Here is a 22,526-nt window from a genome sequence, read left to right on the forward strand (position 1 = left end):
CCCAGGCAATGGGTCATGGTGTGGTTGTCTTACCAGAAAAAATTTTCTGGCATCACATTGTTCAAACAAACACGCTATTGGATTCTCAAACCACAAACACACACCCAACCATCACACGAAATGTTTTCCGCGTGATCAACCGGGGGCATCCACAGGCTGCCCGCACTCACACTCTCAACCGTGTTGTGATCCACCGCATCAAACCACTGTTTGTGCTGGTCACACCCGGTGGGGACACCCTTTGATCGTGGTGTTCCCGGTGAGGCGAACGAGATATAACTCTAGACCACTGCAGAGGCTGCCCGCAACTCGTTGGCCCGGATTCGGCCTGTGACAACCGTCACCGCTGTAAACACGCGGGATACGGTGGCCTAATGATCGATCCTGCGGAACCACTGGCCCACCCTCCCATCGCGGTCATCGCCGGCGCATCTGGGTTCGTCGGCCGCTCGCTCCTCGGTCCGCTTGAGGAATGGGGTTACCGGGTGCGCACGATCAGGCGCGGTGCGTCAGCGGACACCACATGGGAGGACCCTGCTGGCATCGCCGCAGCGGTCGATGGAGCCGATCTGCTCATCAACCTCGCCGGCCGCAGCGTCGGATGTCGGTACAACGACCACAACCGGAACGAGATCTGGAACTCCCGCATCCTCACGACCCGAGCACTCCACAACGCAGTCACCGCCGCCTCGGCGCCGCCGCGACTGTGGATCAACGCGAGCACGGCGACGATCTACCGGCACGCCACCGATCGCCCGCAGACCGAATCGACCGGCGAGATCGGGGCGGGCTTCTCCGTCGACGTCGCGACCGGCTGGGAGGCTGAGCTCTTCCGCGGCGATCTGCCGCGCACTCGGCGCGTGGCCGCGCGGATGGCGATCGTCCTCGGTGACGGCGCGGCGCTGACCATGCTCGCGACGGCCGCCCGCTTCGGTGCTGGCGGACCTCAGCTCGAGGGCCGCTGGTTCGGGCATCGGCGCTACCGGGGAATCGGCCCGACCCCGTCGGGACCGACGGTTTGGCGGGGACACGAGCCGACCCATGGTCATCAGCGCTTCAGTTGGATTCACATCGAGGACCTCATCGCCGCCATCCGGTTCATCGATGCGCACCCGGAGCTCTCGGGTCCGATCAACCTCGCGAGCCCCGGCGTCTCGGACAACACGGCACTCATGGCAGCGCTGCGGCGAGCCGTGCGGATGCCGATCGGGATTCCCGCGCCGCGGTGGCTGCTCGAATCCGGAATGCTCGTCCTCCAGCAGGAGTCCGAACTCGTCCTCAAGAGCCGGTGGGTGCTGCCCGAGAAGCTCGAAGCCGCCGGCTTCGACTTCCGCTGGACCGACGTCGGGGCCGCAGTGAAGAGTCTGCTGCGCTGATGACGGGGTGAGGCGATAGCGCTCGGCTCAGGGACGCGCTTCCCATTCCGACGGTTCGCTGAGGAGGACCGCTGGTCACCACGACCCATCTCGCGGGCCTGCGGCTATCGACTCAAAGCGCTCGTCTCGGCCCGTGGGGCACGCCCGCGGTCAGCCGGCGGCCGCCTCGGCGGGGTAGGGCGCTGCCACGCACTCGGTGCAGCGGGGCTGACGACCGGCCGCGGTGCACTCCGCACATCGCAGATACAGCTTGCGGCAGGCGAGATCGGCGCAGTTGACGAACTCCGGAGTCGACTCCCCACATGCGACGCAGCGGCCGATCGATTCGGCGCCGGCACCGAACTCGACGTGCATGCGCTTGTCGAAGACGTAGAGCGAACCGTCCCAGTACCCCGAGTTGCCGAACGTCTCGCCGTAGCGGACGATGCCGCCATCGAGCTGGTAGACCTCGTTGAACCCGCGGTTCCTCATGAGCACGGACAGCACCTCGCAGCGGATGCCGCCGGTGCAGTAGGTGACGACGGGCTTGTCCTTGAGGTCGTCGTACTTGCCGGATTCGATCTCGGCGATGAAGTCGCGCGTCGTCTCCGTGTCGGGCACGATCGCGTCCCGGAACTTCCCGATCTGCGCCTCCATCGCGTTGCGTCCGTCGAAGAAGACGACCTCGTCGCCGCGCTCGTCCATGAGCTTGTGCAGAGCGCCGGGTTTGAGGTGGGTTCCCCCGCCCTGGACGCCGTCGGCGGTCACCGTGATCTCGTCGTCGGTGCCGAACGTCACGAGTTCGGGGCGGACCTTGACGCTCAGCCGCGGGAAGTCATCGCCCTGCCCGTTCGACCATTTGATGTCGGCTCCCCGGAACGGCTCGTACGACTTCGTCGCCCGCACATAGGCCTTGACCTCGCCGATGTCACCGCCGAGCGTCGCGTTGATCCCGTGCTCCGAGATGATCACGCGTCCCTTGAGACCGAGGCTCTCGGCGAGGGTGTGCTGCCAGAGCCGGACGGCCTCGGGGTCGGGCAGCGGCGTGAAGACATAGAAGAGCACGATTTTGGGAGTGGCCATGACCCCCATTCTATTTCGCGGCCCGGTTTCCCTGCCACAGCGGAGGTCGTCACCCTGCTGGCGAAGCTCACCGCGACCGTCTTCGCCGAGGTGGCGCACCGTGACAGCGTCACCGAAGCATGCGTCGACGCCCTCGCCGAGGCGGCCCCTCCCCCGGGCGGGCGCGCGGGACGAACCCGGCCCGGATAAGATGGACGCTGAGCTCCGTGTCGTACGAAAGGGCCACCCAGAGGACATGTCTGAAAACCTCATCTCCGCGAATTCCGAGTCTGCTCGCGCGGACGATGCCCAGGAGGTCGATCAGACCTCGAAGAAGGTCAAGGAGACGGTCGAGTTCGCCACCGCGAACCCCGACGTCGACCAGCCGTTCGCCGAACTCGGCCTCAAAGCCGACGAATACGCCCGGATCAGGGAGATCCTCGGCCGTCGCCCCACCTCGGCGGAATTGGCGATGTACTCCGTCATGTGGTCCGAGCACTGCTCGTACAAGTCCTCGAAGGTCCACCTGTCGAAGTTCGGTGACTACGTCACCGACGACATGAAGAAGCACCTGCTCGTGGGCATCGGCGAGAACGCCGGCGTCGTCGACATCGGCGACGGCTGGGCGGTGACCTTCAAGGTCGAGTCGCACAACCACCCGAGCTACGTCGAACCCCACCAGGGCGCGGCCACCGGCGTCGGCGGCATCGTCCGCGACATCATCTCGATGGGCGCCCGCCCCGTGGCCGTGATGGATCAGCTGCGCTTCGGTGCGATCGACCACCCCGACACCTCCCGCGTGGTCCACGGCGTCGTCGCCGGCATCAGCCAGTACGGCAACTCCCTCGGCCTGCCCAACATCGGCGGCGAGACCGTCTTCGACTCCGTCTACCAGGGCAATCCCCTGGTCAATGCCCTGGCCGTCGGCGTTCTCCGGCATGAGGACATCCGCCTGGCCAACGCCTCCGGCAAGGGCAACAAGGTCGTCCTCTTCGGCGCCCGCACCGGCGGCGACGGCATCGGCGGAGCCTCGATCCTCGCCTCCGAATCGTTCGACGACACGAAGCCCTCGAAGCGGCCCGCCGTCCAGGTGGGCGACCCCTTCGCGGAGAAGGTCCTCATCGAATGCTGCCTCGAGCTCTTCCGCGCCGGCGTCGTCGAGGGCATCCAGGACCTCGGCGCCGCGGGCATCAGCTGCGCGACCTCCGAGCTCGCCTCGAACGGTGACGGCGGCATGCACATCGCCCTCGACGACGTGCTGCTGCGCGATGACACCCTCACCCCCGAAGAGATCCTCATGTCCGAGTCGCAGGAGCGGATGATGGCCGTCGTCCGGCCCGACCGCCTCGACGACTTCATGGAGATCGTCGAGAAGTGGGACGTCGAGACCTCCGTCCTCGGCGAGGTCACCGACACCGGCCGCCTCATCATCGAATGGCACGGCGACGTCATCGTCGACGTGCCCCCGCGCTCGGTCGCCCACGACGGACCCGTCTACAACCGTCCGATGACCGAGCCCTCCTGGACCGCCGAGGTGGCCGCGAACTCCGTCGAGGCCGCCGGCCTGGTCACACCGTCCACCGATGACGAGCTGCGGGCGACCGTGCTCGAGCTCGCGGCCGCGCCGAACCTCGCGTCGAAGGAGTGGATCACCACCCAGTACGACCGCTACGTCCAGGGCAACACCGCCCAGGCCTTCCCCGACGATGCCGGCGTCATCCGCGTCGACGAGGAGTCCGGCCTCGGTGTCGCCATCGCGACGGACGCCAACGGCCGCTACGGCTACCTCGACCCGGCCCGCGGCGCCCAGCTGGCGCTGGCCGAGGCCTACCGCAACGTCGCCACCGCAGGGGCCATCCCCCGCGCGGTCACCGACTGCCTCAACTTCGGTTCGCCCGAGGATCCGGAGATCATGTGGCAGTTCGCCGCCGCAGTCGAAGGCCTCGCCGAGGCGTGCCAGGACCTGGGCATCCCCGTGACCGGCGGCAACGTGTCCCTCTACAACCAGACCGGCGGGGTGGCCATCCACCCGACCCCGGTCGTCGGTGTGCTCGGCGTCTTCGACGACGTCGCCCGTCGCACCCCGAGCGGCTGGAGTGAGCCGGGGCAGACGATCTACCTGCTCGGCACCACGGAGGCCGAACTCGACGGTTCGGCGTGGGCCGATGTCACGGCCGGTCACCTCGGCGGCGTTCCTCCGCAGTACAAGCCGGAGGCCGAACGCGAGCTCGGTGAGATCCTCATCAACTCCTCGCGCGACGGCATGGTCGATGCCGCCCACGACCTCTCCGAGGGCGGCCTGTCCCAGGCCCTCGTCGAGGCGAGCCTGCGGTTCGACACCGGGGCGCGCATCTGGCTCGACGAACTCTGCGAACGCGACGGCATCGACGTCTTCACCGCCCTGTTCTCCGAGTCGACGGCACGGGCGATCGTCGCCGTGCCGCGATCGGAGGAGGTCCGGTTCAAGGACATGTGCACCGCCCGCGGCTTCCCCTTCATCCGCATCGGCATGACCGACACGGGCGACGGTGAGCCGCAGCTCGAGCTCGTCGATCACTTCTCGATCGGACTGAACGAACTCCGCGACGCGCACGAGAAGACCCTGCCGGAGCACTTCGGCTGAGGTGAGGTCGGCAGCGGTCGGTCCGCTGGGCTGAGCAGGGTTCGGCCTCTGCGCTGAGCAGCGAAGGAGCCGCGTGGTCATCCACGCGGCTCCTTCGTGTCTGTCTGGGACCCCTCCGGGCTCGGCGGCGACTGCTGTTCAGTGCCGCGGGCGACGCGACGGGTCGCCGACTCCGTGCTGGCCGTCATTCCCCCGGCCGTCGTAATGCTGGCCGCCGTAGGGCTGGCTGGGATCGTGCTGCTGGTTGGAATCGCGCTGGCCGTAAACGTACGGCTGGCCTGCCGAGTTCGGGCCGGACGTCTGCGGGGAGCCGTGGGCTTCGTGCGCACCCGCCGCCTGCTCGCTCGACTGCCCCGTACCTGGGTGCTGGGCGAATGGATTCTGGGCATAGGGGCGCTGCGCGTCCGGATAGGCGGCTCCCGAGTGTTGCCCGCCGTGGTTCGGTGCGCCCGAATACTGTGCGTTCTGGTCGGGGGCATACGGATACTGGGCGCTTTGGTTCGGGGCGCCCGGGTACGGGCCACCCGAATGCTGTCCGCCGTAGTTCGGGGCTCCCGGGTGCTGAGCACCCGAATTCTGTCCGCCCGAGAACTGGTCACCCGGATACTGCGTTCCCACGAACTGCGCTCCCGAATACTGACCGCCCGTCGCCGGCCCCGGCTGCTGCCGTCGACGCTCTCCGAGGGCCGGCTGAGCGACGACGGGCACCGACCCGCCGCGCAGGCGACCGCAGACGTGGAGCAGACCGAGCGCGGCGAAGAACAGGAGAAGCGAGAGCACCTGCGGGACGACTGCAGTGACACCGAAGGCCGGCGCCTGGAGAGTGATGACGTACTGGGTGACGGCGACGACGAAGGCGGAGGCGACAGCGAGACCGACGGCGACGAGGTGGACCCACCACGACCGGTTGCGGACGATGTTCCAGGCGATGAGCAGAGCGGCGGTCACGACCATCGAGAAGGCGGCGAAGACGAACGAGAACAGCGAGTAGTCCATGTTCATCCGATAGACGTACTCCGTGATCAGCCGCGACAGCACCGGCGGCACTGTCATGCCGAGGATGACGGCGACGAGATAGATGCCGCCGCCGATCATCCGTCGCACCCAACTCGTGTTGCGCACGAGAAGGAAAGCGAGAACCCCGACGAGGCAGGCGAAGATGCCGGCGATGAGCACCACCACAGAATAGATCGCGGCAAGATCCGGGAGCCCGTCGGCGATCGACGTCGAATAGAGGAACGGCAGCATGATGATCGCCGGCAGTCGGTCGATGAGGATCGACACCCAGAACACGATCCGCGCGCGCCATCCGGGGTCGACGGCGGCCGACGCCGCTGCCGGGCGCTGCCCGCCGTGGGACCACTGGTCGCCGGGACCTGTTCCGGGCTGATGCTCCGGCGCGTGACCGGGAACTCCGGCGTTGCGCACATACGGCTGACCGCGGTTCTCCGGCGGCATCGGGCCGGGCCACTGCTCACTCATGCGGCCACTCTATGCGCACATGGGGTTCCGGGGCGGCAGATCTCCGGAAAACTCTAGGCCCCGGTGCCGAGCTCCTCGTCGAGGCAGTCGGTGAGGGTGGGCTGCGCGAACTGGTATCCGGTCTCCTCGAGCTTCGTCGGCACGACCTTCTGGTCGGCGAGCGCAAGCTCCCTGGCGCCGTCGCGTCCGAGGACGAGTTCGGTGACGAATCCCGGCGTCGGGATCACCGCGGGCCGGTGCAGGTGGGCGGCGAGCGCCTCGGCGAACTCCTTCTGCGTGACCAGGTGCGGGGCCACCGCGTTGACCGGACCTCGCACATAGTCGGTCAGCGCCGCATGGACGTAGGACCGGGCAAGGTCATCGAGCGAGACCCACGCCAGCCCCTGATCACCGCTGCCCAGCCGACCCCCGGCACCGGCGAGATAGAGCGGCGCCTGCACCCTGAGGAACCCGCCGAGGGTGGTCAGCGCGATACCCGACCGGATCGAGACCCAGCGGATGCCCGCCTCCTCGACGCTCGCCGCCGCAGCCTCCCAGTCCCGGCACAGCTCGGCGAGGAACCCCTCACCGAAGGGCGCGGACTCATCGACCGGGCGCTGCGCCTCGGCGCCGTAGGCCCCGACGGCCGACGCACAGACGAACACCTCCGGCCGCTTCGCCTCCGGCAGCGCCTTCATCGTCTCCGCGAGCAGCATCGTCGAATCGAGGCGGGAGGAGCGGATCTCCTCCTTGGCCTTCTTCGTGAACCGGGTCGCGATCGACTTCCCGCCGAGGTGGACGACGGCATCGGCCCACGCGAGGTCGCGGGGGTTGATGATCCCGAGCTCGGGATCCCAGTGCACCTCGTACTCGAACTTCGGGGCCCGCCGGACGAGGAGGCGGACGAAGTGGCCGGCGGTCGAGAACAGCGCGGCGACCTGCCGACCGACGAGCCCGCTGCCGCCGCCGATGAGGATGTGCTTGGGCGTGCTCGACCGCAGCAGCGGCGCGTTCATCCGCTCGAGGAACGCGAAGTCCATGAGGAGCCTGCGCTGGCGGGCCTCGAACGTCGCCTGCAGATAGTGGCTCATCGCGCGGTCGATGGTCTCGAACCCCTGAGGCGTCATCGAGAACTCGATGGTGTCGGAGATCTGCGAGCCGCCGGCCTCCGAGGTGAACTCGTGGGTGTGCTTCCACTGGCTCAGCGGACCCTTCATGAGCTCGTCGACGAAGGAGAAGCGCGAGGGCCCCTCGGAGTGCACCGCGGTGAACGGGCGCCGCACGAGTCCGTAGCTGCCGGGCAGGCTCGCCTTGATCTGGGCGACCGACCCGGGCGCGAGCGGCGGATAGCCCTCCTCGACGATCTCCTGCGCCCAGTGCGGTGAGACGCGGGTCAGCGCTCCGGGTCGTGCGTGCCAGTCGTATGTGGTCTCGGCGGCGAGCGGGACTTCCGAGGTCCACTCGAACTTGGTCATGGCTTCCCTCCTGTTCCTTCCGATGATGCCACCCCAAGCTCAAAGTGTGATCCACAACGCGCGGAATGGTGAGTGAATGGGAAGCGGCCGGCGACCTCACCGCCGCGGCGACGCCATCACCGGCCGCATCCCTGCCTCATTCGGCGGGGATCTTCCCGTAGCGGAACGCCGACCAGAAGTCACCGCGCACGTACCCGGTCTCGACCACCGGGTCGAAGTCCCAGTGCCGGACCCGACCGATCCGCAGCGCATCGGCGACGAGCTGCCGGCTCCGCTGGGAGCCGAGCACGTGCTCTTCGACCTGGCTGAGGTCATAGCGCGCGGCGATCTCCGCCCGCAGCTGCGCGTGGACGTCCGCGTAGGCGGGATCGGCGGCCCGGCTGTCGAGTTCGTCGGGGTCGGCGTCGAGGTCGAAGAGCAGGTCGGGGTCGCCGGGGCACACGGTGAGCTTGAGCGGTCCGCGGACGATCGTCACCTGCGGTCGGCGGGTGCCTTCGGCGAAGTACTCGATGACGATGTCGCGCTCCGCCGGCCCCCGATTCCCCCCGCCGTGCTCCTCCCGGCGCGCGTCTCGAGGAGGGAGACCCCGCTCAGCCCCTCGTCGACGTCGCTCACCCGCACCCGCGGCACTGCCGCGACGTCGTCGGCGTCCGCGGACTGCGCGGCCCCTTCGCCGCCGGGGTCCCGCCCCGCCGGGTCGCCGGCGAGCGCCCCGGTGCGCGCGATCTCGAGCAGCGTCGGGGCGAGGTCGATGAGCGAGACCGGCGTCGTGTACCGTCCGGGGGCGACCACCTCGGCGGGCCCGGAGATGATGAGCGGGACGCGGGCGGACTGCTCGTACGGGGACATCTTGTACCACAGCCCCTTCTCCCCGAGCATGTCCCCGTGATCGCTGACGACGATGACCACGGTGTTCTCGGCCAGGCCCAGCTCCGCCAACCGAGTCGTGATCCGTCCGATGTGGTCATCGACATAGCTCACCGCGGCGAAGTACGCTCGCCGGGCCCGTCGGACCTCCTCGAGCGTCGGCTCCCTCTCGTCGAATCCGCACATCGTCCGCAGCCGGTGGGTGTGCGGGTCGGCGGCCGCGTCGGGAACGGCGAGGTGGGCCGGGTCGGGGATGGCCGCCTCGGCGAAGCGGTCCCAGTGCTCCCGCGGCGGCTCGTACGGGTCGTGCGGGTGGATGAACGAGGTGACCATGAGGAACGGGCGGTCCTCTCCCGCCGCCTGGTTCGCCCGCTTCCGGTCGCTGAGGTGGCGCAGGGTGCGGAAGAGCACCTCGTCGTCGAAGTCCTGCTGGACGTTCGCCGTGGCCGCACCGGCGGTGAACACGGGATCGGCGGAGTGGTACCACTGGAGCCGGTCTGCCAGCGGCCGGGTCCAGTCGGGGACCATGTCGAGGTCGGCCGGGTAGACGTCGGTCGTCAGCCGCTCCTCGAAGCCGTGGTGCTGGTCGGGGCCGATGAAGTGCATCCGGCCGATGAGCGCGGTGTGGTAGCCGAGCTTGCGGAGCCGGTGGGCGAACGTCGGCACCGAGGCGGCGAAGTCGTCGCCGTTGTCGAGGCAGTCGATCTCCGAGGGCAGGCGCCCGGTCATCATCGCCGCCCGGGACGGCGCGCAGAGCGGGGTCGCGCAGTAGGCGCGGTCGAAGACGGCGCCGGCAGCGGCGAGCGCATCGATGTTGGGGGTGCGGGCGGCATCGCTGCCGTAGGCGCCGAGGGCGTCGGCCGCCATCTGGTCGGCCTGGATGACGACGATGTTGGGCGGTTGCATACTGGGGTCACGTCCTTGTGTGTCAGGGCGCGACCGTCCGCGGGCGCGCCGGATCTAAGGTGGCGGTGAAGCCTGAGTGAAAGGGGTGCGTGATGAGCTCATGCTGCGGTCCGTCGCGAACATCGCCGTCCGCTGCCGGTGCGCCGCGGCAGACCCCACCCGAGGTGGGCGTTCGCGCAGAAGAAACCCCCGCCGAGGTGGCTGTGCCGGGCCGGAATGCGACCGAACACGCGGGGCTCATCGACGACGCGGCGCTCATCGCGAGTCTCGCCGCCTCCGCTCCCGAGGACCTGCGCCTCATCGGACTGCCCGGCGGCACGTTCCGCATGGGCAGCGAGGACGCCCTCGCCTACCCCGCCGACGGTGAGGGTCCCGTGCGTGCGGTCGCCGTCGACCCGTTCGCGATGGCCGCGACCACGGTCACCGTCGCCTCCTTCGCCGCGTTCGTCCTCGCCACCGGGCACCGCACGGAGGCGGAGGTCCACGGCGATTCGCTCGTCTTCGCCGGTCATCTCGCCGAGGCGGTCCGCGCACAGTCCCCGGCCGTGGCCGCGACCCCGTGGTGGCGTCAGGTCGCAGGCGCCACATGGCTGCACCCGGCAGGTCCCGGTACCGCAGGTCCCGGTGCTTCCGGACCCGATGCCCCTGAGTCCGGTGTCGCTGAGTCCGGTGTCGCTTGGCGCACCGGCGGAGCAGCCGCGGTGGGACGAGTGGAGGGTCATGGGCCCATCGTCGCACTCCCCGACCATCCCGTCACGCATGTGACGCGACGTGACGCCGAGGCCTACGCCGCCTGGGTCGGCGCCCGCCTGCCGACCGAGGCCGAATGGGAGTACGCCGCCCGCGGCGGACTCGACCAGCAGCCCTACCCGTGGGGGTCGGTCCGCGAACCGGGCGGCGTCCCGCAGATGAAGACCTTCGTCGGCACCTTCCCCGACGGTCCCACCGAGCCGGTCGGCACCGTCGCCGCCGATGCCTTCGCACCCAACGGCTTCGGGCTGCACAACATGACCGGCAATGTCTGGGAGTGGACGAGCGGGGTCGTCGCACCTCACGACGACCGCGCCGTCCTGCGCGGAGGCTCCCACCTGTGCCACGCCTCCTACTGCCGCCGGTACCGCACCTCGGCGCGCACCGCGGTCACCCCCGACACGTCACTCGCGCACACGGGGTTCCGACTCGCCCTCACTCTCTGAACGATCCGCCCGGAGCGGGCGGCCGGACCCGGCGGCCCACCCGGCTCGGCGCCGGTCGTCGACGTCTGCGGCGATGCCGTTGACGACAATTCCTATGCGCCGTGCATATAATTGCCCGCATGACCTCACAGCACACGCCGGCCATCGAGGCCGCGATCAGCGAATGGCACGCGGCGGTGAACTCGGGTGACCGCGCCCGCTGCGTCCGAGCTGTCGGAGACCCCATCGTCGTCCTCGGCCCCAAGGGCGCCGGCCCGATCACTCCGGCGGAGTTCGCCGATTGGGTGAACCGGTCGGGCATCCGGATGACCCCGCGATCATGGCACCCGATCAGCGAGCGCCTCATGGTCGTCGAGCAGGAGGCGACGTGGCCGCAGAACCCGACTCCGACCCGGGTGGCCACCGTCTTCCGCATCAGCGATGCCGCACAGACCCCCGTCGTCACCGCGGCGCTCCGTCAGCCGAGTCTCCGGTCAGCTCTCGACCTTGCCTTCATCTGCCGGGAGATGGCGGCCACCGACCACACCCCCGACCCGCTCGCATGAGCGCCGACCATCCCGGTCGGGCGCTGTTCGCGTTCGTCCGTCGCTTCGGCCAGCTGCCCGGCCATGAGACCGCCACGGCGGCGCAGGGCCGGCTCGCCCTCGTCGCCGAGGCGGTCGATGCCCTGACGTCCCGCGGTGCCGATGCCACGGTCAACGCGGTGGCATCGCACCTCGGAATCGATCAGTCCGGGGCTTCGCGCCTGCTGAGAACGGCGACCGAGGCAGGTATCGTGCGCACCGCAGTCTCCTCCGCCGACGGGCGACGGCGCACCTCGGTCCTCACGCCCGCTGGGGAGTCGATGCTCGCCGAGGCGCTCGCCTGGCAGGATGAGATCCTCGCTCGTCTCACCGCGCGGTGGCCCGATGACCGCCGGGCAGGCTTCATCGCCGACCTGGGCGAGATCGTCGCCGCGGCAGACCGCCTCGGACTCTGACGCTGCCTGAGGAGATCGCGGTGGTCACGGCACCCGCCCTGACCGCCGCGGCAGCGCCGGCGCCTCAGTCACGCGGACGGGATTCCTGCTCACCCCCGGTCTCCACGGCACCGCTGAGGCGGGACCCGGCAGTCGCCTCGGTGGGGTCGGAGTCGGACCCTGCGGCCGCCTCGGCGGGGAGGTCCGTCTCGCTGTCCGGTGAGTCCGCGGACTCCGGGGTCCACCCGTCGGCCCACTGGCCGGTCTCGTAGTCGTAGCCGACGGGTGCGCCGTCCTCGTCGGTGCGCTGGTACCAGTCGGTGTAGTCCTCGTGCTCGGAGTCGATGTCGCCGTTGGCCCCGTCCCCGGGTTCGGTCGGGACGACGTGGAGGGCGAAGTTGTCGCCGTAGGTCTCCGCTCCGGCGACGACAGCGTTGTCGACCGCGTTCTGCGCGTACTTGCGGCGCAGCGCGATCGGGTCGGTGCGCAGCTCCTTCACCCACGCGACGATGATGAGGATCATGACGAGGGCGAACGGCACGGCGGTGACGATGACGAGCTGCTGGAGGCCTTCGAGGGCGCTCGCGTTGCCGAGGAGGAGCATGACGACGGCGATGCCCGACATGACGAGGCCCCAGAACACGACGACCCACTTCTTCGGCGTCTGGTCGCCGCGGCTCGTGAGCATGCCCATGACCACCGACGCGGAGTCGGCGGAGGTGATGAAGAAGATCGCGAGGACGACGATCGCGACAGCCGGCAGCCAGCCGATGCCCGGGAGGTTGCCGATGAGGGTGAAGAACACCTCGGGGGCCTCCATCGTCTCGGTGAACCCGGCCGCACCTTCCCGGTACATCCAGATCGACGTGCCGCCCATGATGCCGTACGCGACGAAGAGGAGGGTCGAGGGGATGAAGATCGTGCCGAGGATGAACTGGCGGATGCTGCGGCCGCGGGAGATCCGGGCGATGAACGTGCCGACGAACGGCGACCACGAGATCCACCACGCCCAGTAGTAGACGGTCCACACCGACTGGAACTCCTGCGTCTCCGATCCCCACGACAGGGACCGGCCCATGAGGTCGAAGAACGAGCCGAGGTACTCCATGAGCGCCGAGGGCAGCAGGTTGAGGAGGAAGAGGGTGGGGCCGAGGAAGAGGACGAGCGCGACGATGCCGACCGTGAGGACGATGTTGATCGACGAGAGGTAGCGGATGCCGCGTGAGACGCCGGAGACCGCGGAGATGATGAAGCCCACGGTGAGGATGCAGATGATGATGACGAGCATCGTGTTCGTCATCGGACCGGCCCCGGACACGATCGTCACACCGGTGCCGATCTGCATCGCGGCGATGCCGAGTGCGGCCGCGGTCCCGAAGAGGGTGGCGACGATCGCGAAGATGTCGACGAGGCGGCCGGCGAAGCCCTCGGTCTGGCGCTTGCCGAAGAGGCTGCGGAAGATCGAGGAGAGGAGGAGAGAGCGGCCGCGGCGGTAGGCGGCGTAGGCGATCGCCCCGCCGACGAGGGCGTACATCGCCCACGCGTGGAAGCCCCAGTGGTAGTAGGTCTGGGCCATCGAGCCGTGGAGGGCCTCGATGGTCTCCGGGTCGTTCGTCAGCGGCGGTGGGGTGATGAAGTAGGTGAGCGGCTCGGAGGGGCCGAAGAAGAGGACGCCGATGCCGATGCCGGCGGCGAAGAGCATCGCGACCCACGCGAACGTGCTGAACTCCGCCTTCTCCCCGTCCTTGCCCAACGGGATCCGCCCGTACGGCGAGAACGCGATGATGAGGAGGGCGACGAGGACGACGATCGCGACGAGGTTGAAGAACCAGCCGACGTTGAGCGTCGACCAGTCGAAGGCGGCCTTCGCGACGGTGGAGACGCTGCCGGGGTCGGCGATGCCCCAGATGACGAACGCGACGGTGAGGCCGCCGGCGATCGCGAAGATCACCTTGTCGATCGAGTACCGGCGCCGCTGTTCGTCGATCGCGATGCCCGGCACGAGGATCGGGTGGATGTCGTGCGGGTACTGCGTCGACGTCTCCTCATCCACCCCGTCCGCCGGCGCCGAGGTGGTTCCGCCTGCGGGTTTGGGACGTGCGTAGTCGAGGGCGCCGAGGCCCTTGCCGGCATCCCGGCTCACCCGCTTGGCGTCGCGGCCGACCCGTTTGGCGTCGGCTCTGATCCGGTCGCGGGAGGCGCGGCGGGCCGGGGTGCGCAGCGACAGGGAGTGCTCGGGCGCCGCGTCGGTGGGCGTGGTGTCGGGCGTGGCCTCAGGGTCAGGTGCGGTGTCGGGCGTGGTGTGACGGTCGTCGGTCGAGTCGCGGGACAAGACGATGGGCCTTTCTCAGTGGTCGGTCTCGGTGACGGGTGATGGGCTGTGGTCCGGTGGCGGGCTGTGATCCGGTGGCGGGCTGTTCTGCGGCAGCGCGTTCGGCAGCTCAGATCGGCGGGTCAGCGGCGTTCAGGGGCACGGCAAAGCCGGCCTGCGGAGTCGTGGCCGGCGGGGAGGAATACGGCGCTCCGGCGCACTTCGTCTGCGTGAGGCGGTGTCGGGCGGTCAGGGGTCTCCACCGCTCGAACTGATGCCTGCCGGCTCCCGCCGCTGCGGGGATTGCCGTTGCGGGGGTTGCCGATGCGGCCGATGCCGTTGCGGGAGTTGCCGATGCGGCCGATGCCGCTGCCGGGATGGCGGCTGCCAGGATGGCGTTTCCGGGGTCGTTCGACCACGGCGGTGTGATCTCGAGCTCCTGGAACTGCCCATGGTGTGGGAGGTTAACAGCTTCGGCGAACCATCTCAAAGGGACGCCGTCATCCAGAGAAACAGCAATCACTCCTGCCGGAATGCAGCGCGCACTCCTGCCTGAATGCAGTGCGCTCCGCTGACCGGCACGGTCGGTGATGAAAACCGTGCTGGTCAGCGCAGCGTCAGTCGAGCGCTACGTCGAATCTCAGTCGAGCGCCGCGTCGAACCTCGATCGAGCGCGCGGAACCTCGGTCGAGCAGCCGCGCCGGACCTCAGGCGAGCAGCCGCGCGGAACCTCAGTCGAGCAGCGCGTCGGGCCTCAGTTGAGGAGCGCGCGGTCGCCGAGCGAGGCACCCTTGAGCTTCGAGAACTCCCCGAGCAGGGCCTCGACCGTCAGCGTCTTCTTCTTCTCGGCGTCGGCTTCGTAGATGATGCGGCCCTCGTGCATCATGATGAGCCGGTTGCCGAGCGAGATCGCCTGCTCCATGTTGTGGGTGACCATGAGCGTCGTCAGCCCGTCGGCGGCGACGATCTTCTCCGTCAGCTCCGTCACGAGCGCCGCCCGCTGCGGGTCGAGGGCCGCGGTGTGCTCGTCGAGGAGGAGGATCCGCGGCTGCGTGAACCCGGCCATGAGGAGGCTGAGCGCCTGCCGCTGCCCACCGGAGAGCAGACCGACCTTCGTCTTCAGGCGGTTCTCCAACCCGAGTTCGAGGGTCGCGAGTTCGGTCCGGAAGCGCTCCCGCCGCGCCGCGGTGGTCCCCCGCCCCAGCCCCCGGGACCGTCCGCGCTTGAGCGCGAGCGAGAGGTTCTGCTCGATCGTCAGGTCGGGTGCGGTCCCGGCCATCGGATCCTGGAACACGCGCCCGAGGTAGGCGGCCCGGCGATATTCGGGCTTCTTCGCCACCTCGGCGCTGTCGATCGTGATCGACCCGGAATCGATGGGCAGTCGACCGGAGATCGTGTTGAGCAGGGTCGATTTGCCCGCCCCGTTCGACCCGATGACGGTGACGAAATCGGATTCGGCGAGGGTGAGAGAGAGGTTCTGCAGCGCTTTGCGCTCATTGACAGTGCCGGGGAAGAAGGTCTTCGAGATCGCATCGATCGTCAGCATGGCTCAGCCTTCCTTCACGGTCGAGGAGCGCGGACCGGCAGTCCCGCGGGGACGCCGCCCTGGGCGGCATGGACGACGGCCGGATCGTCGGTCGTGCCCTCGGGCAGCTTCGCCGGAGCCCGGTTGCCGCGCGAGCGCAGGGACGGGATCCGCTTGAGGAAGCCCCACCGCGGCAGGAGGAGCGCGACGATGACGAGCAGCGCGGTCGTGAGCTTCATGTCATCGGTGTTGAGGCCCGCGCGCAGCGCGAGGAAGATGATGATGCGGTAGATGACCGACCCGAGGATCGCGCCGAGGCTGGCCATGACGATGTTCCGGTTGCCGAAGATCGCCTGGCCGAGGATGACCGAGGCGAGACCGACGAGGATGAGGCCGATGCCCATGCTGATGTCGGCGAACCCCTGGTACTGCGCGATGAGCGCGCCGCAGAGGGCGACGAGTCCGTTCGACAGCGCGAGCGTGAGCATCGTCGTGTTGTCGGTGTTGACGCCGAGGCTGCGGATCATCTCGCGGTTGTTGCCGGTGGCCTGGATGGCGAGTCCGAGGTCGGTGGTGAGGAACCAGTCGACGAGGAACTTGAGCACGAGGACGAAGGCGATGAGGATCGCGATCGACACCCACGTCCCCAGCCACATGTTCGCCCGCAGCGGGGTGAAGACGGTGTCCTCGCGCAGCAGGGAGAGGTTGGCCTGTCCCATGATCCGCAGGTTGATCGACCACAGGCCGATCATCGTGAGGATGCCGGCGAGCAGTCCGTCGATGCCGCCCTTCGTGTGGAGGAGGCCGGTGATGAACCCGGCGATGAGGCCGGCGCCGACGGCGGCGAGCGTCGCGAGGAACGGGTTGACCCCGGCGATGATGAGGGAGGCCGCGGTGGCGCCTCCCGTGGTGAAGCTTCCGTCGACGGTGAGGTCGGGGAAGTTGAGGACCTTGAAGGTGAGGTAGACACCCAAGGCCATGGCTGCGTAGATGAGCCCGAGCTCCAGCGCTCCGTACATTGCTGTCCGATCAGATCGTCAGGGCATCGCCCTGGTTGCCGTGCCACCCGGGGACTCGTCCCGGGCGCTGCGCAGGCGGCTCACGCCGCGTGCGGTTGGTGAGAGGGTTGGTGGGAGGGAACACGACGCGGGTCTGCGGTGAGTGCTCACCGCAGACCCGCCTCGGCGTCATTCGATGACTTTGTCGGCTTCGTCGATGAGGTTCTGCGGGATCTCGACGCCCTGCTTCTTCGCCGCTTCGGGGTTGACGACGAGTTCGAGGGTCTCGCTCGTCTCGACCGGCATGTCCGCCGGCTTCGCCCCGTCCTGGAGGATCTGCAGCGCCATCGCACCGGTCTGCTCACCGAGCTTCGTGTAGTCGATGCCGCGGGTGATCGCCGCGCCCTGCTCGACCTGTCCGGCCTCGGAGCCGACGAGCAGCGCCTGGTTCTTCTCAGCGGCCTGGACCATCGTCGTCACAGCGGAGACGACGTTGTTGTCGGTGGGCACGTAGTAGGCGTCGACCTTGCCGAGGGAGTCGACGGCCTGGCCGAGCTCACTCGAGTTCGCGATCGTCGCCTCCTTGATCTCGAGCCCCATGCCCTGGGCGGCCTCCTTCGCGAGGTCGACCTGGACCTGCGAGTTGACCTCACCGGAGCTGTAGACGATGCCGACGGTCTTCGCGTCGGGCTTGACGTCCTTGACGAGCTGCAGCTGATCGCCGACCGGGTTGAGGTCGGAGGTGCCGGTGACGTTGCCGCCGGGCGCCTCGTTCGACTGGACGAGGCCGGCCTCGACCGCGTCGGTGACGGCGGTGAAGAGGACGGGCTTGTCGGTGATCGCCTGGGCCGCGGCCTGCGCCGCCGGGGTGGCGACGGCGAGGACGAGGTCGAGGTCGGAGCTCGCGAAGTTCTGCGCGATCGACGTGGCGTTGGCCTGTTCGCCGTTGGCGTTCTGCTCGTCCCAGTCGACCTCGACTCCGGCGTCCTCGAAGGACTTCTTGAACCCGGCGGTCGCCGCGTCGAGGGCCGGGTGCTGGACGAGCTGGGAGATGCCGATGCTGTAGGAGTCCCCGCCGCCCTCACCTCCGCCGCTGTCGCCGCCGGAACACGCCGAGACCGCGGCCATCGAACCGATGGCGACGAGGGCCACGGCCAGTTGCTTGAGACGCATACTTCTCCCCTTTGAAAATATCGGCCCGGGGCTTGAAGGCTCCGGGGCGAACCGATGACCGCCCCGTCGCTTCGGGGCGGTCGAGCATCAGTCCAACCGTTGACCGACCCCGGGTGTCCTCGGCGTCGAGGACGGGTCGGTGCTGGACGACTGTGATGCTATCAACTCTATTCGGCGCCTCTGACACCAGTAGTCGAAATCACACATCGGGAGACGTTTCGTCTGCAGATCGTTATCTGCACAGCCACGCGTCCGCTCAGGGGGCGATCTGCACGTCCGATCGTCCCAGGACGCGGAGCATCCACGCGAAGTCGAACGCCGTCTCCTTCCACGCGTCGTAGCGTCCCGAGGCACCGCCATGCCCGGCGGCCATCTCGGTGCGCAGCAGCGCATCGGCGCCGACCTCACGCAGCCTGGCGACCCATTTCGCGGGTTCGACGTAGAGGACCCGGGTGTCGTTGAGCGAGGTCACGGCGAGGATCTGCGGGTGGGCCGCCTCGGCGACGTTCTCATAGGGGGTGTACGAGCGCATGTACTCGTAGACCTCCGGATCGTGGAGCGGATCGCCCCACTCCTCCCATTCGATGACGGTGAGCGGGAGCTCGGGCATGAGGATCGAGGTGAGCGCGTCGACGAACGGCACGTGAGCGCTGATGCCCGCGAAGAGCTCGGGCGCCATGTTCGTCACGGCCCCCATGAGGAGCCCGCCGGCCGAGCCTCCGGTGGCGACGAGCTTCTCCGGGGTCGTCCAGCCCTCGGCGATGAGGTGGCGGGCGACGGCGATGAAGTCGGTGAACGTGTTCGTCTTCACCGTGGTTTTGCCCTCGTCGTACCAGTGGCGGCCCATCTCGCCGCCGCCGCGCACGTGCGCGATCGCGTAGACGACGCCGCGGTCGAGGAGGGAGAGCCGGGCGACGGAGAAGTACGGGTCGACGCTGATCTCGTACGAGCCGTAGCCGTAGAGGACGAGCGGGGCCGGGGCGCCGAGGCGGCCGTCGGGTCCGACATCGACGAGGTCGGTGCGGTAGACGAGGGAGACGGGGATCTCGGTGCCGTCCGCGGCCCGCGCCCAGACGAGGGATTCGCCGTACTGGGCCAGGTCGACGCTGCCGAGCACGGGCTGGCGCTTGAGGACGGTGTCGGCTCCGGTGGCGATGTCGTGCTGGAAGACGACGGCGGGCGTCGACATCGACGTGAACGTCAGACGGATCGCCGGCTGTTCGAACTCAGGGTTCGGCCCGAGGCCGAGCGTGCCGGTCTCCCGGTCGAAGGGCAGCTCCTCGAGCGGACCGAACGGAGTGCTCGGCGCCCCGGTGAGGGGGACGATGCCGACCCGGGCGAAGCCGCCTCGGCGATAGCTGATGACGATGTAGCCGACGAAGGCGTCGACCTCCTCGATGCGCAGGCCGTCGACGTCGACGAGGACGCGGCGGCCGGTCGTCGTCGGATCGAGGCTCGTGCCGGCGGGGGCGTCGACGGCGTCAGCGGTCTCCGTGGCATCGCCGGTCGGGTTCGCGGCGGGCACATCGATGATGTCGAAGTCGGCGCGGTCGCGGTTGTGGGTGATGAGGAAGCGGTCCTCGTGGTCGATGAGGGCGTGTTCGACGGAGTACTCGACCCCGTCGACGCGGGGCCACACCTCGGCCGGGGCCGCCTCGAGGTCGCTCGTCCGCAGCGTCCAGTAGCCGGTCGTCGTCTTCGACCCGGTGACGATGAAGAGGAAGCGCCCGGAGCGGGAGAAGCCGGCGCCGACGAAGAAGCGCTCGTCGGGTTCGTGGAAGATGCAGACGTCGTCGGCGCTGTCGGAGCCCACCGCGTGGCGCCACACCTTCTCCGGGCGCCAGGCGTCGTCGACGGTGGTGTAGAAGACGAAGCGGCCGGTCGGGTCGATCGAGGCCCCGGCGAAGGTGTTCTCGATGGCATCCGGCAGGTCCTCGCCCGTGGCGAGGTCGCGGATGCGCAGGACGTAGCGCTCGTCGCCGGCGGTGTCGACGCCGTAGAGGAGGCGGGCACCGTCGTCGGTGAGCGAGAACGTCCCGAGCGAGAAGAAGTCCGAGCCCTGCGCCGCCTCGTTCGAGTCGAAGATGACCTCCTCGCCGGGCAGCGGTGCGTCCTCGACCTCCGGCGGCGTCCAGTCCTGCGAGTCCGCGATCGGCACGCGGACGTGGATGCCGTAGTCGAGTCCGGCCCGGGTCCGCGTGAAGTACCAGTACCCGCCGCGGCGGTCGGCACCGACATGTCGGTCTCCTTGATGCGGGTCCTGATCTCGGTGAAGATCGCCTCCCGCAGCCCGGCGATGTCGGCCGTCTGCGCCTCGGTCCACGCGTTCTCCGCTTCGAGGTGGGCGATGACCTCGGGAGACTCCTTGTCCCGCAGCCATTCGTAGTCGTCGACGAAGGTGTGCCCGTGATGGGCGCGTTCGTGCGGGACCTTCTTCGCCACCGGCGCCGAGGCGGGGGCGGGGGCCGGGGTGCCCGCGTCGGCTGCGGTCAGGGTGCCCGCGTCGGAGGTCGCGTCGCCCGATTCGGGGGCGGTCGCCTCGGCGGGGGTCGGATCGGGGTGCGGGGAATCGGAAGACGTCATGTGCCCACCCTAGCCACCTGTGCAAGGGGGCCCGGGCATGAGGGATTGCCGAGCGCACCGCACGCGCACCGGCACCTGCGGCCCACCTCGGCGCAGCACACCCCCGCACACCCCGCGGTGAGCAGAATGCACAGAAGGCGCAGAACGCGGCAAACGGGTTTATTGCACTCAACCCCGGACGGTGACCCACGCCACACTAGACTGAGGATTACGTACGTCTTCGCAGGTGAAGGCGTTCTTCGACGATGAAGAAGGGACATCTGCTCAATGATGATGCAGTCATCCGGCAGCGCAGGGCCGCCCGGCGGCCCCGACTCCGGCACCGCCCCCGATTCCGGGGACCCACACAGATCCGGCGGCGTCTCCCGTCGCCTGTTCGGCAAGGTCGCCTACGGCGTCATCGCCGTCGCGGCGATCGGCACGGCGACCGGCTATTCGATCCGCTCCGCCTCGGCGACCGGGGACCTCTCCTCGAATCTCACCCTCATCGCCCCCGCCGGTGCCGGCGGCGGCTGGGACGGATTCGCGCGCGAGACCCAGCAGGCGATGCGCGTGACCCGCATCGCCAACAACGCCCAGGTCGTCAACATCCCGGGCGCCGGCGGCACGATCGGGCTCGGCAAGTTCTCGACGATGGACGGCCAGGCCGACACGCTCCTGGCCACCGGCACCGCGATGGTCGGCGGGATCGCCCTCAACGACTCCCCCGTCGGCTTCGACAACACCACCCTGCTCGCCCGCGTCGCCGAGGACTACGACGTCCTCATCGCCGCCGCCGACTCGCCGTACAACACCCTCGGCGACGTCATGTCGGCATGGCAGGAGGACCCCGAGGGCTTCGTGTGGACGGGCGGATCGGCCGGTTCGGTCGACCACCTGACGATCGCGCAGCTCGCCCTCCTCGGCGACATCCCGCCGTCGTCGATCACCTACATCCCGAAGTCCGGCGGCGGCGAGGCCATCCAGACCCTGCTGTCGGGGACGACGGACTTCGCCTCGACGGGCTTCAACGAGGTCTCCGACCAGATCGAGGCCGGACGCGTCAAAGCCCTCGGCGTCGCCTCTCCCGAGCGCCTCGCCGGCTTCGAGAACATCCCGACGATGAGCGAGCAGGGCTTCGAGGTCACGCTGACGAACTGGCGCGGCTGGCTCGGCGCCCCGGGCATCACCGAGGACGAGACCGCGCAGCTCGTCGACATCCTCGAGGCCACCCGCAACAGCGCGGAGTGGCAGGGCGCCCTCGAACGCAACAAGTGGACCGATGTGTGGCTGACCGGCCAGGAGTTCGCCGACTTCATCGCCGAGGACACCCGTCGCATCGAAGACCTCCTGAAGGAGCTGGGACTGTGACCACGACGGCGAACAGATCAGGCAATCGCACACGGACCCGCACGGGCCACCTCGGCGAGGGCACCTGGTGGCACGGCCGCTCGGGTCTCCTCGTCCCGCTCATCCTCGGCGCCTTCTCGACGTACCTGCTCGTCGGGATCCTCACGATGGACGTCGCCGAGGACGTCGACCCGCCCGGGCCGCAGTTCTTCCCGATGATCATCATGATCGCCGGCTACGCCATCACGGTGCTCCTGGCGATCGCGATCATCCGCAACCCCGAACCCGTCGACGCTGACGCGATCGCCCCCGCCGAGGCGGTCGAGGACAAGGCGTTCTCGACCCCGGTGACCTCGGCGGTCGCGGCCTCCCGGCTGGCTCCGCACGAGGAGGACGAACCGACCTCGGACCTCAAGGCCATCGCCGAGGCGCGCGCGGAGGACACGACGCACCGCACGCATTCGGACTTCGTCTCGCTCGGCTGGGCCGTCGGCGGGTTCGCCGCCTTCGCCGCGATCCTCGAGTTCGCCGGCTGGATCATCGCCGCCGCGCTCCTCTTCTGGTGCGTGGCCCGCGCGATGGGCTCGCGCCGACCGCTGTTCGACCTCACGCTCGCGCTGACGGTCTCCTCGCTCGTCTACATCGCATTCGACGTCCTGCTCGGGCTCAACCTGCCCTCGGGAATCCTCGGAGGTGGAATCTGA

At 69.0% G+C, this 22,526-nt stretch carries 17 protein-coding genes and 1 pseudogene; 8 read left to right on the forward strand and 10 right to left on the reverse strand.

Going from position 1 to position 22,526, the window contains the following annotated elements:
* Both AC2W7K_RS05310 and AC2W7K_RS05315 read left to right on the forward strand, forming a co-directional pair.
* A partial coding sequence (locus AC2W7K_RS05310) for a hypothetical protein (protein ID WP_486005811.1) occupies positions 1–245 on the forward strand: 245 nt, incomplete at its 5' end.
* A gap of 129 nt (positions 246–374) precedes the next feature.
* Positions 375–1,376, forward strand: coding sequence for an epimerase (locus AC2W7K_RS05315; protein WP_198500497.1), 1,002 nt, complete (start codon positions 375–377; stop codon positions 1,374–1,376).
* A 150-nt stretch (positions 1,377–1,526) separates the two neighbouring features.
* Here the strand turns inward: AC2W7K_RS05315 and trhO are convergent, their stop codons facing one another.
* Positions 1,527–2,438, reverse strand: coding sequence for an oxygen-dependent tRNA uridine(34) hydroxylase TrhO (gene trhO, locus AC2W7K_RS05320; protein WP_198500496.1), 912 nt, complete (start codon positions 2,436–2,438; stop codon positions 1,527–1,529).
* A gap of 235 nt (positions 2,439–2,673) precedes the next feature.
* Between trhO and purL the strand changes: the two genes are divergently transcribed.
* The gene (purL, locus tag AC2W7K_RS05325; RefSeq protein ID WP_344251039.1) at positions 2,674–5,040 is read left to right on the forward strand and encodes a phosphoribosylformylglycinamidine synthase subunit PurL; all 2,367 of its coding nucleotides are present in this window, start codon (positions 2,674–2,676) and stop codon (positions 5,038–5,040) included.
* Between the two features lie 138 nt (positions 5,041–5,178).
* On the opposite strand, the gene AC2W7K_RS05330 is transcribed toward purL, so the two are convergent.
* The 4 genes from AC2W7K_RS05330 to betC form a co-directional block, all read right to left on the reverse strand.
* Entirely contained in the window at positions 5,179–6,522 is a 1,344-nt protein-coding gene (locus AC2W7K_RS05330) for a hypothetical protein (RefSeq protein ID WP_344251038.1), read from the reverse strand.
* Between the two features lie 53 nt (positions 6,523–6,575).
* On the reverse strand, positions 6,576–7,976 hold the full coding sequence (locus tag AC2W7K_RS05335) for a TIGR01777 family oxidoreductase (RefSeq protein WP_344251037.1): 1,401 nt from the start codon (positions 7,974–7,976) through the stop codon (positions 6,576–6,578).
* Positions 7,977–8,112: 136 nt separating this feature from the next.
* Positions 8,113–8,451, reverse strand: a complete 339-nt coding sequence (locus AC2W7K_RS05340; protein WP_486005812.1) for a hypothetical protein — start codon at positions 8,449–8,451, stop codon at positions 8,113–8,115.
* Positions 8,448–9,749 (reverse strand): choline-sulfatase, encoded by a 1,302-nt coding sequence (gene betC / locus AC2W7K_RS05345; RefSeq protein ID WP_486005813.1) that lies wholly within the window; start codon positions 9,747–9,749, stop codon positions 8,448–8,450. Before betC ends, AC2W7K_RS05340 begins: the two co-directional genes overlap by 4 nt.
* 164 nt (positions 9,750–9,913) lie before the next feature.
* Here betC and AC2W7K_RS05350 point away from each other — a divergent pair, with 164 nt between their 5' ends.
* From AC2W7K_RS05350 to AC2W7K_RS05360, 3 genes are all read left to right on the forward strand, one after another.
* Positions 9,914–10,945, forward strand: a complete 1,032-nt coding sequence (locus tag AC2W7K_RS05350; protein ID WP_344251035.1) for an SUMF1/EgtB/PvdO family nonheme iron enzyme — start codon at positions 9,914–9,916, stop codon at positions 10,943–10,945.
* A gap of 119 nt (positions 10,946–11,064) precedes the next feature.
* Positions 11,065–11,490 (forward strand): hypothetical protein, encoded by a 426-nt coding sequence (locus AC2W7K_RS05355; protein ID WP_344251034.1) that lies wholly within the window; start codon positions 11,065–11,067, stop codon positions 11,488–11,490.
* A complete protein-coding gene (locus tag AC2W7K_RS05360; RefSeq protein ID WP_344251033.1) occupies positions 11,487–11,924 on the forward strand; it encodes a MarR family winged helix-turn-helix transcriptional regulator in 438 nt (145 codons plus the stop codon). Before AC2W7K_RS05355 ends, AC2W7K_RS05360 begins: the two co-directional genes overlap by 4 nt.
* A gap of 64 nt (positions 11,925–11,988) precedes the next feature.
* Here AC2W7K_RS05360 and AC2W7K_RS05365 read toward each other — a convergent pair whose 3' ends face one another.
* The 5 genes and pseudogenes from AC2W7K_RS05365 to AC2W7K_RS05385 all read right to left on the reverse strand — a co-directional run bounded on the left by AC2W7K_RS05365 (position 11,989) and on the right by AC2W7K_RS05385 (position 20,352).
* On the reverse strand, positions 11,989–14,088 hold the full coding sequence (locus AC2W7K_RS05365) for a BCCT family transporter (protein WP_344251049.1): 2,100 nt from the start codon (positions 14,086–14,088) through the stop codon (positions 11,989–11,991).
* An 880-nt stretch (positions 14,089–14,968) separates the two neighbouring features.
* The gene (locus AC2W7K_RS05370; protein WP_486005814.1) at positions 14,969–15,760 is read right to left on the reverse strand and encodes an ABC transporter ATP-binding protein; all 792 of its coding nucleotides are present in this window, start codon (positions 15,758–15,760) and stop codon (positions 14,969–14,971) included.
* A gap of 14 nt (positions 15,761–15,774) precedes the next feature.
* The gene (locus AC2W7K_RS05375) at positions 15,775–16,758 is read right to left on the reverse strand and encodes an ABC transporter permease (protein WP_486005815.1); all 984 of its coding nucleotides are present in this window, start codon (positions 16,756–16,758) and stop codon (positions 15,775–15,777) included.
* 168 nt (positions 16,759–16,926) lie between these two features.
* Positions 16,927–17,910, reverse strand: coding sequence for an ABC transporter substrate-binding protein (locus AC2W7K_RS05380; RefSeq protein ID WP_486005816.1), 984 nt, complete (start codon positions 17,908–17,910; stop codon positions 16,927–16,929).
* Between the two features lie 256 nt (positions 17,911–18,166).
* Positions 18,167–20,352 (reverse strand): annotated as a pseudogene (locus AC2W7K_RS05385) (S9 family peptidase).
* Positions 20,353–20,760: 408 nt separating this feature from the next.
* Here AC2W7K_RS05385 and AC2W7K_RS05390 point away from each other — a divergent pair.
* Positions 20,761–21,843, forward strand: a complete 1,083-nt coding sequence (locus AC2W7K_RS05390; protein ID WP_232623828.1) for a Bug family tripartite tricarboxylate transporter substrate binding protein — start codon at positions 20,761–20,763, stop codon at positions 21,841–21,843.
* Positions 21,840–22,526 carry a tripartite tricarboxylate transporter TctB family protein gene (locus AC2W7K_RS05395; protein ID WP_486005817.1) on the forward strand — a complete coding sequence of 229 codons (687 nt, stop codon included), beginning with the start codon at positions 21,840–21,842 and terminating at the stop codon, positions 22,524–22,526. Before AC2W7K_RS05390 ends, AC2W7K_RS05395 begins: the two co-directional genes overlap by 4 nt.

The sequence above is a fragment of the Brevibacterium sp. LAARM2_SD2 genome, assembly GCF_057364785.1.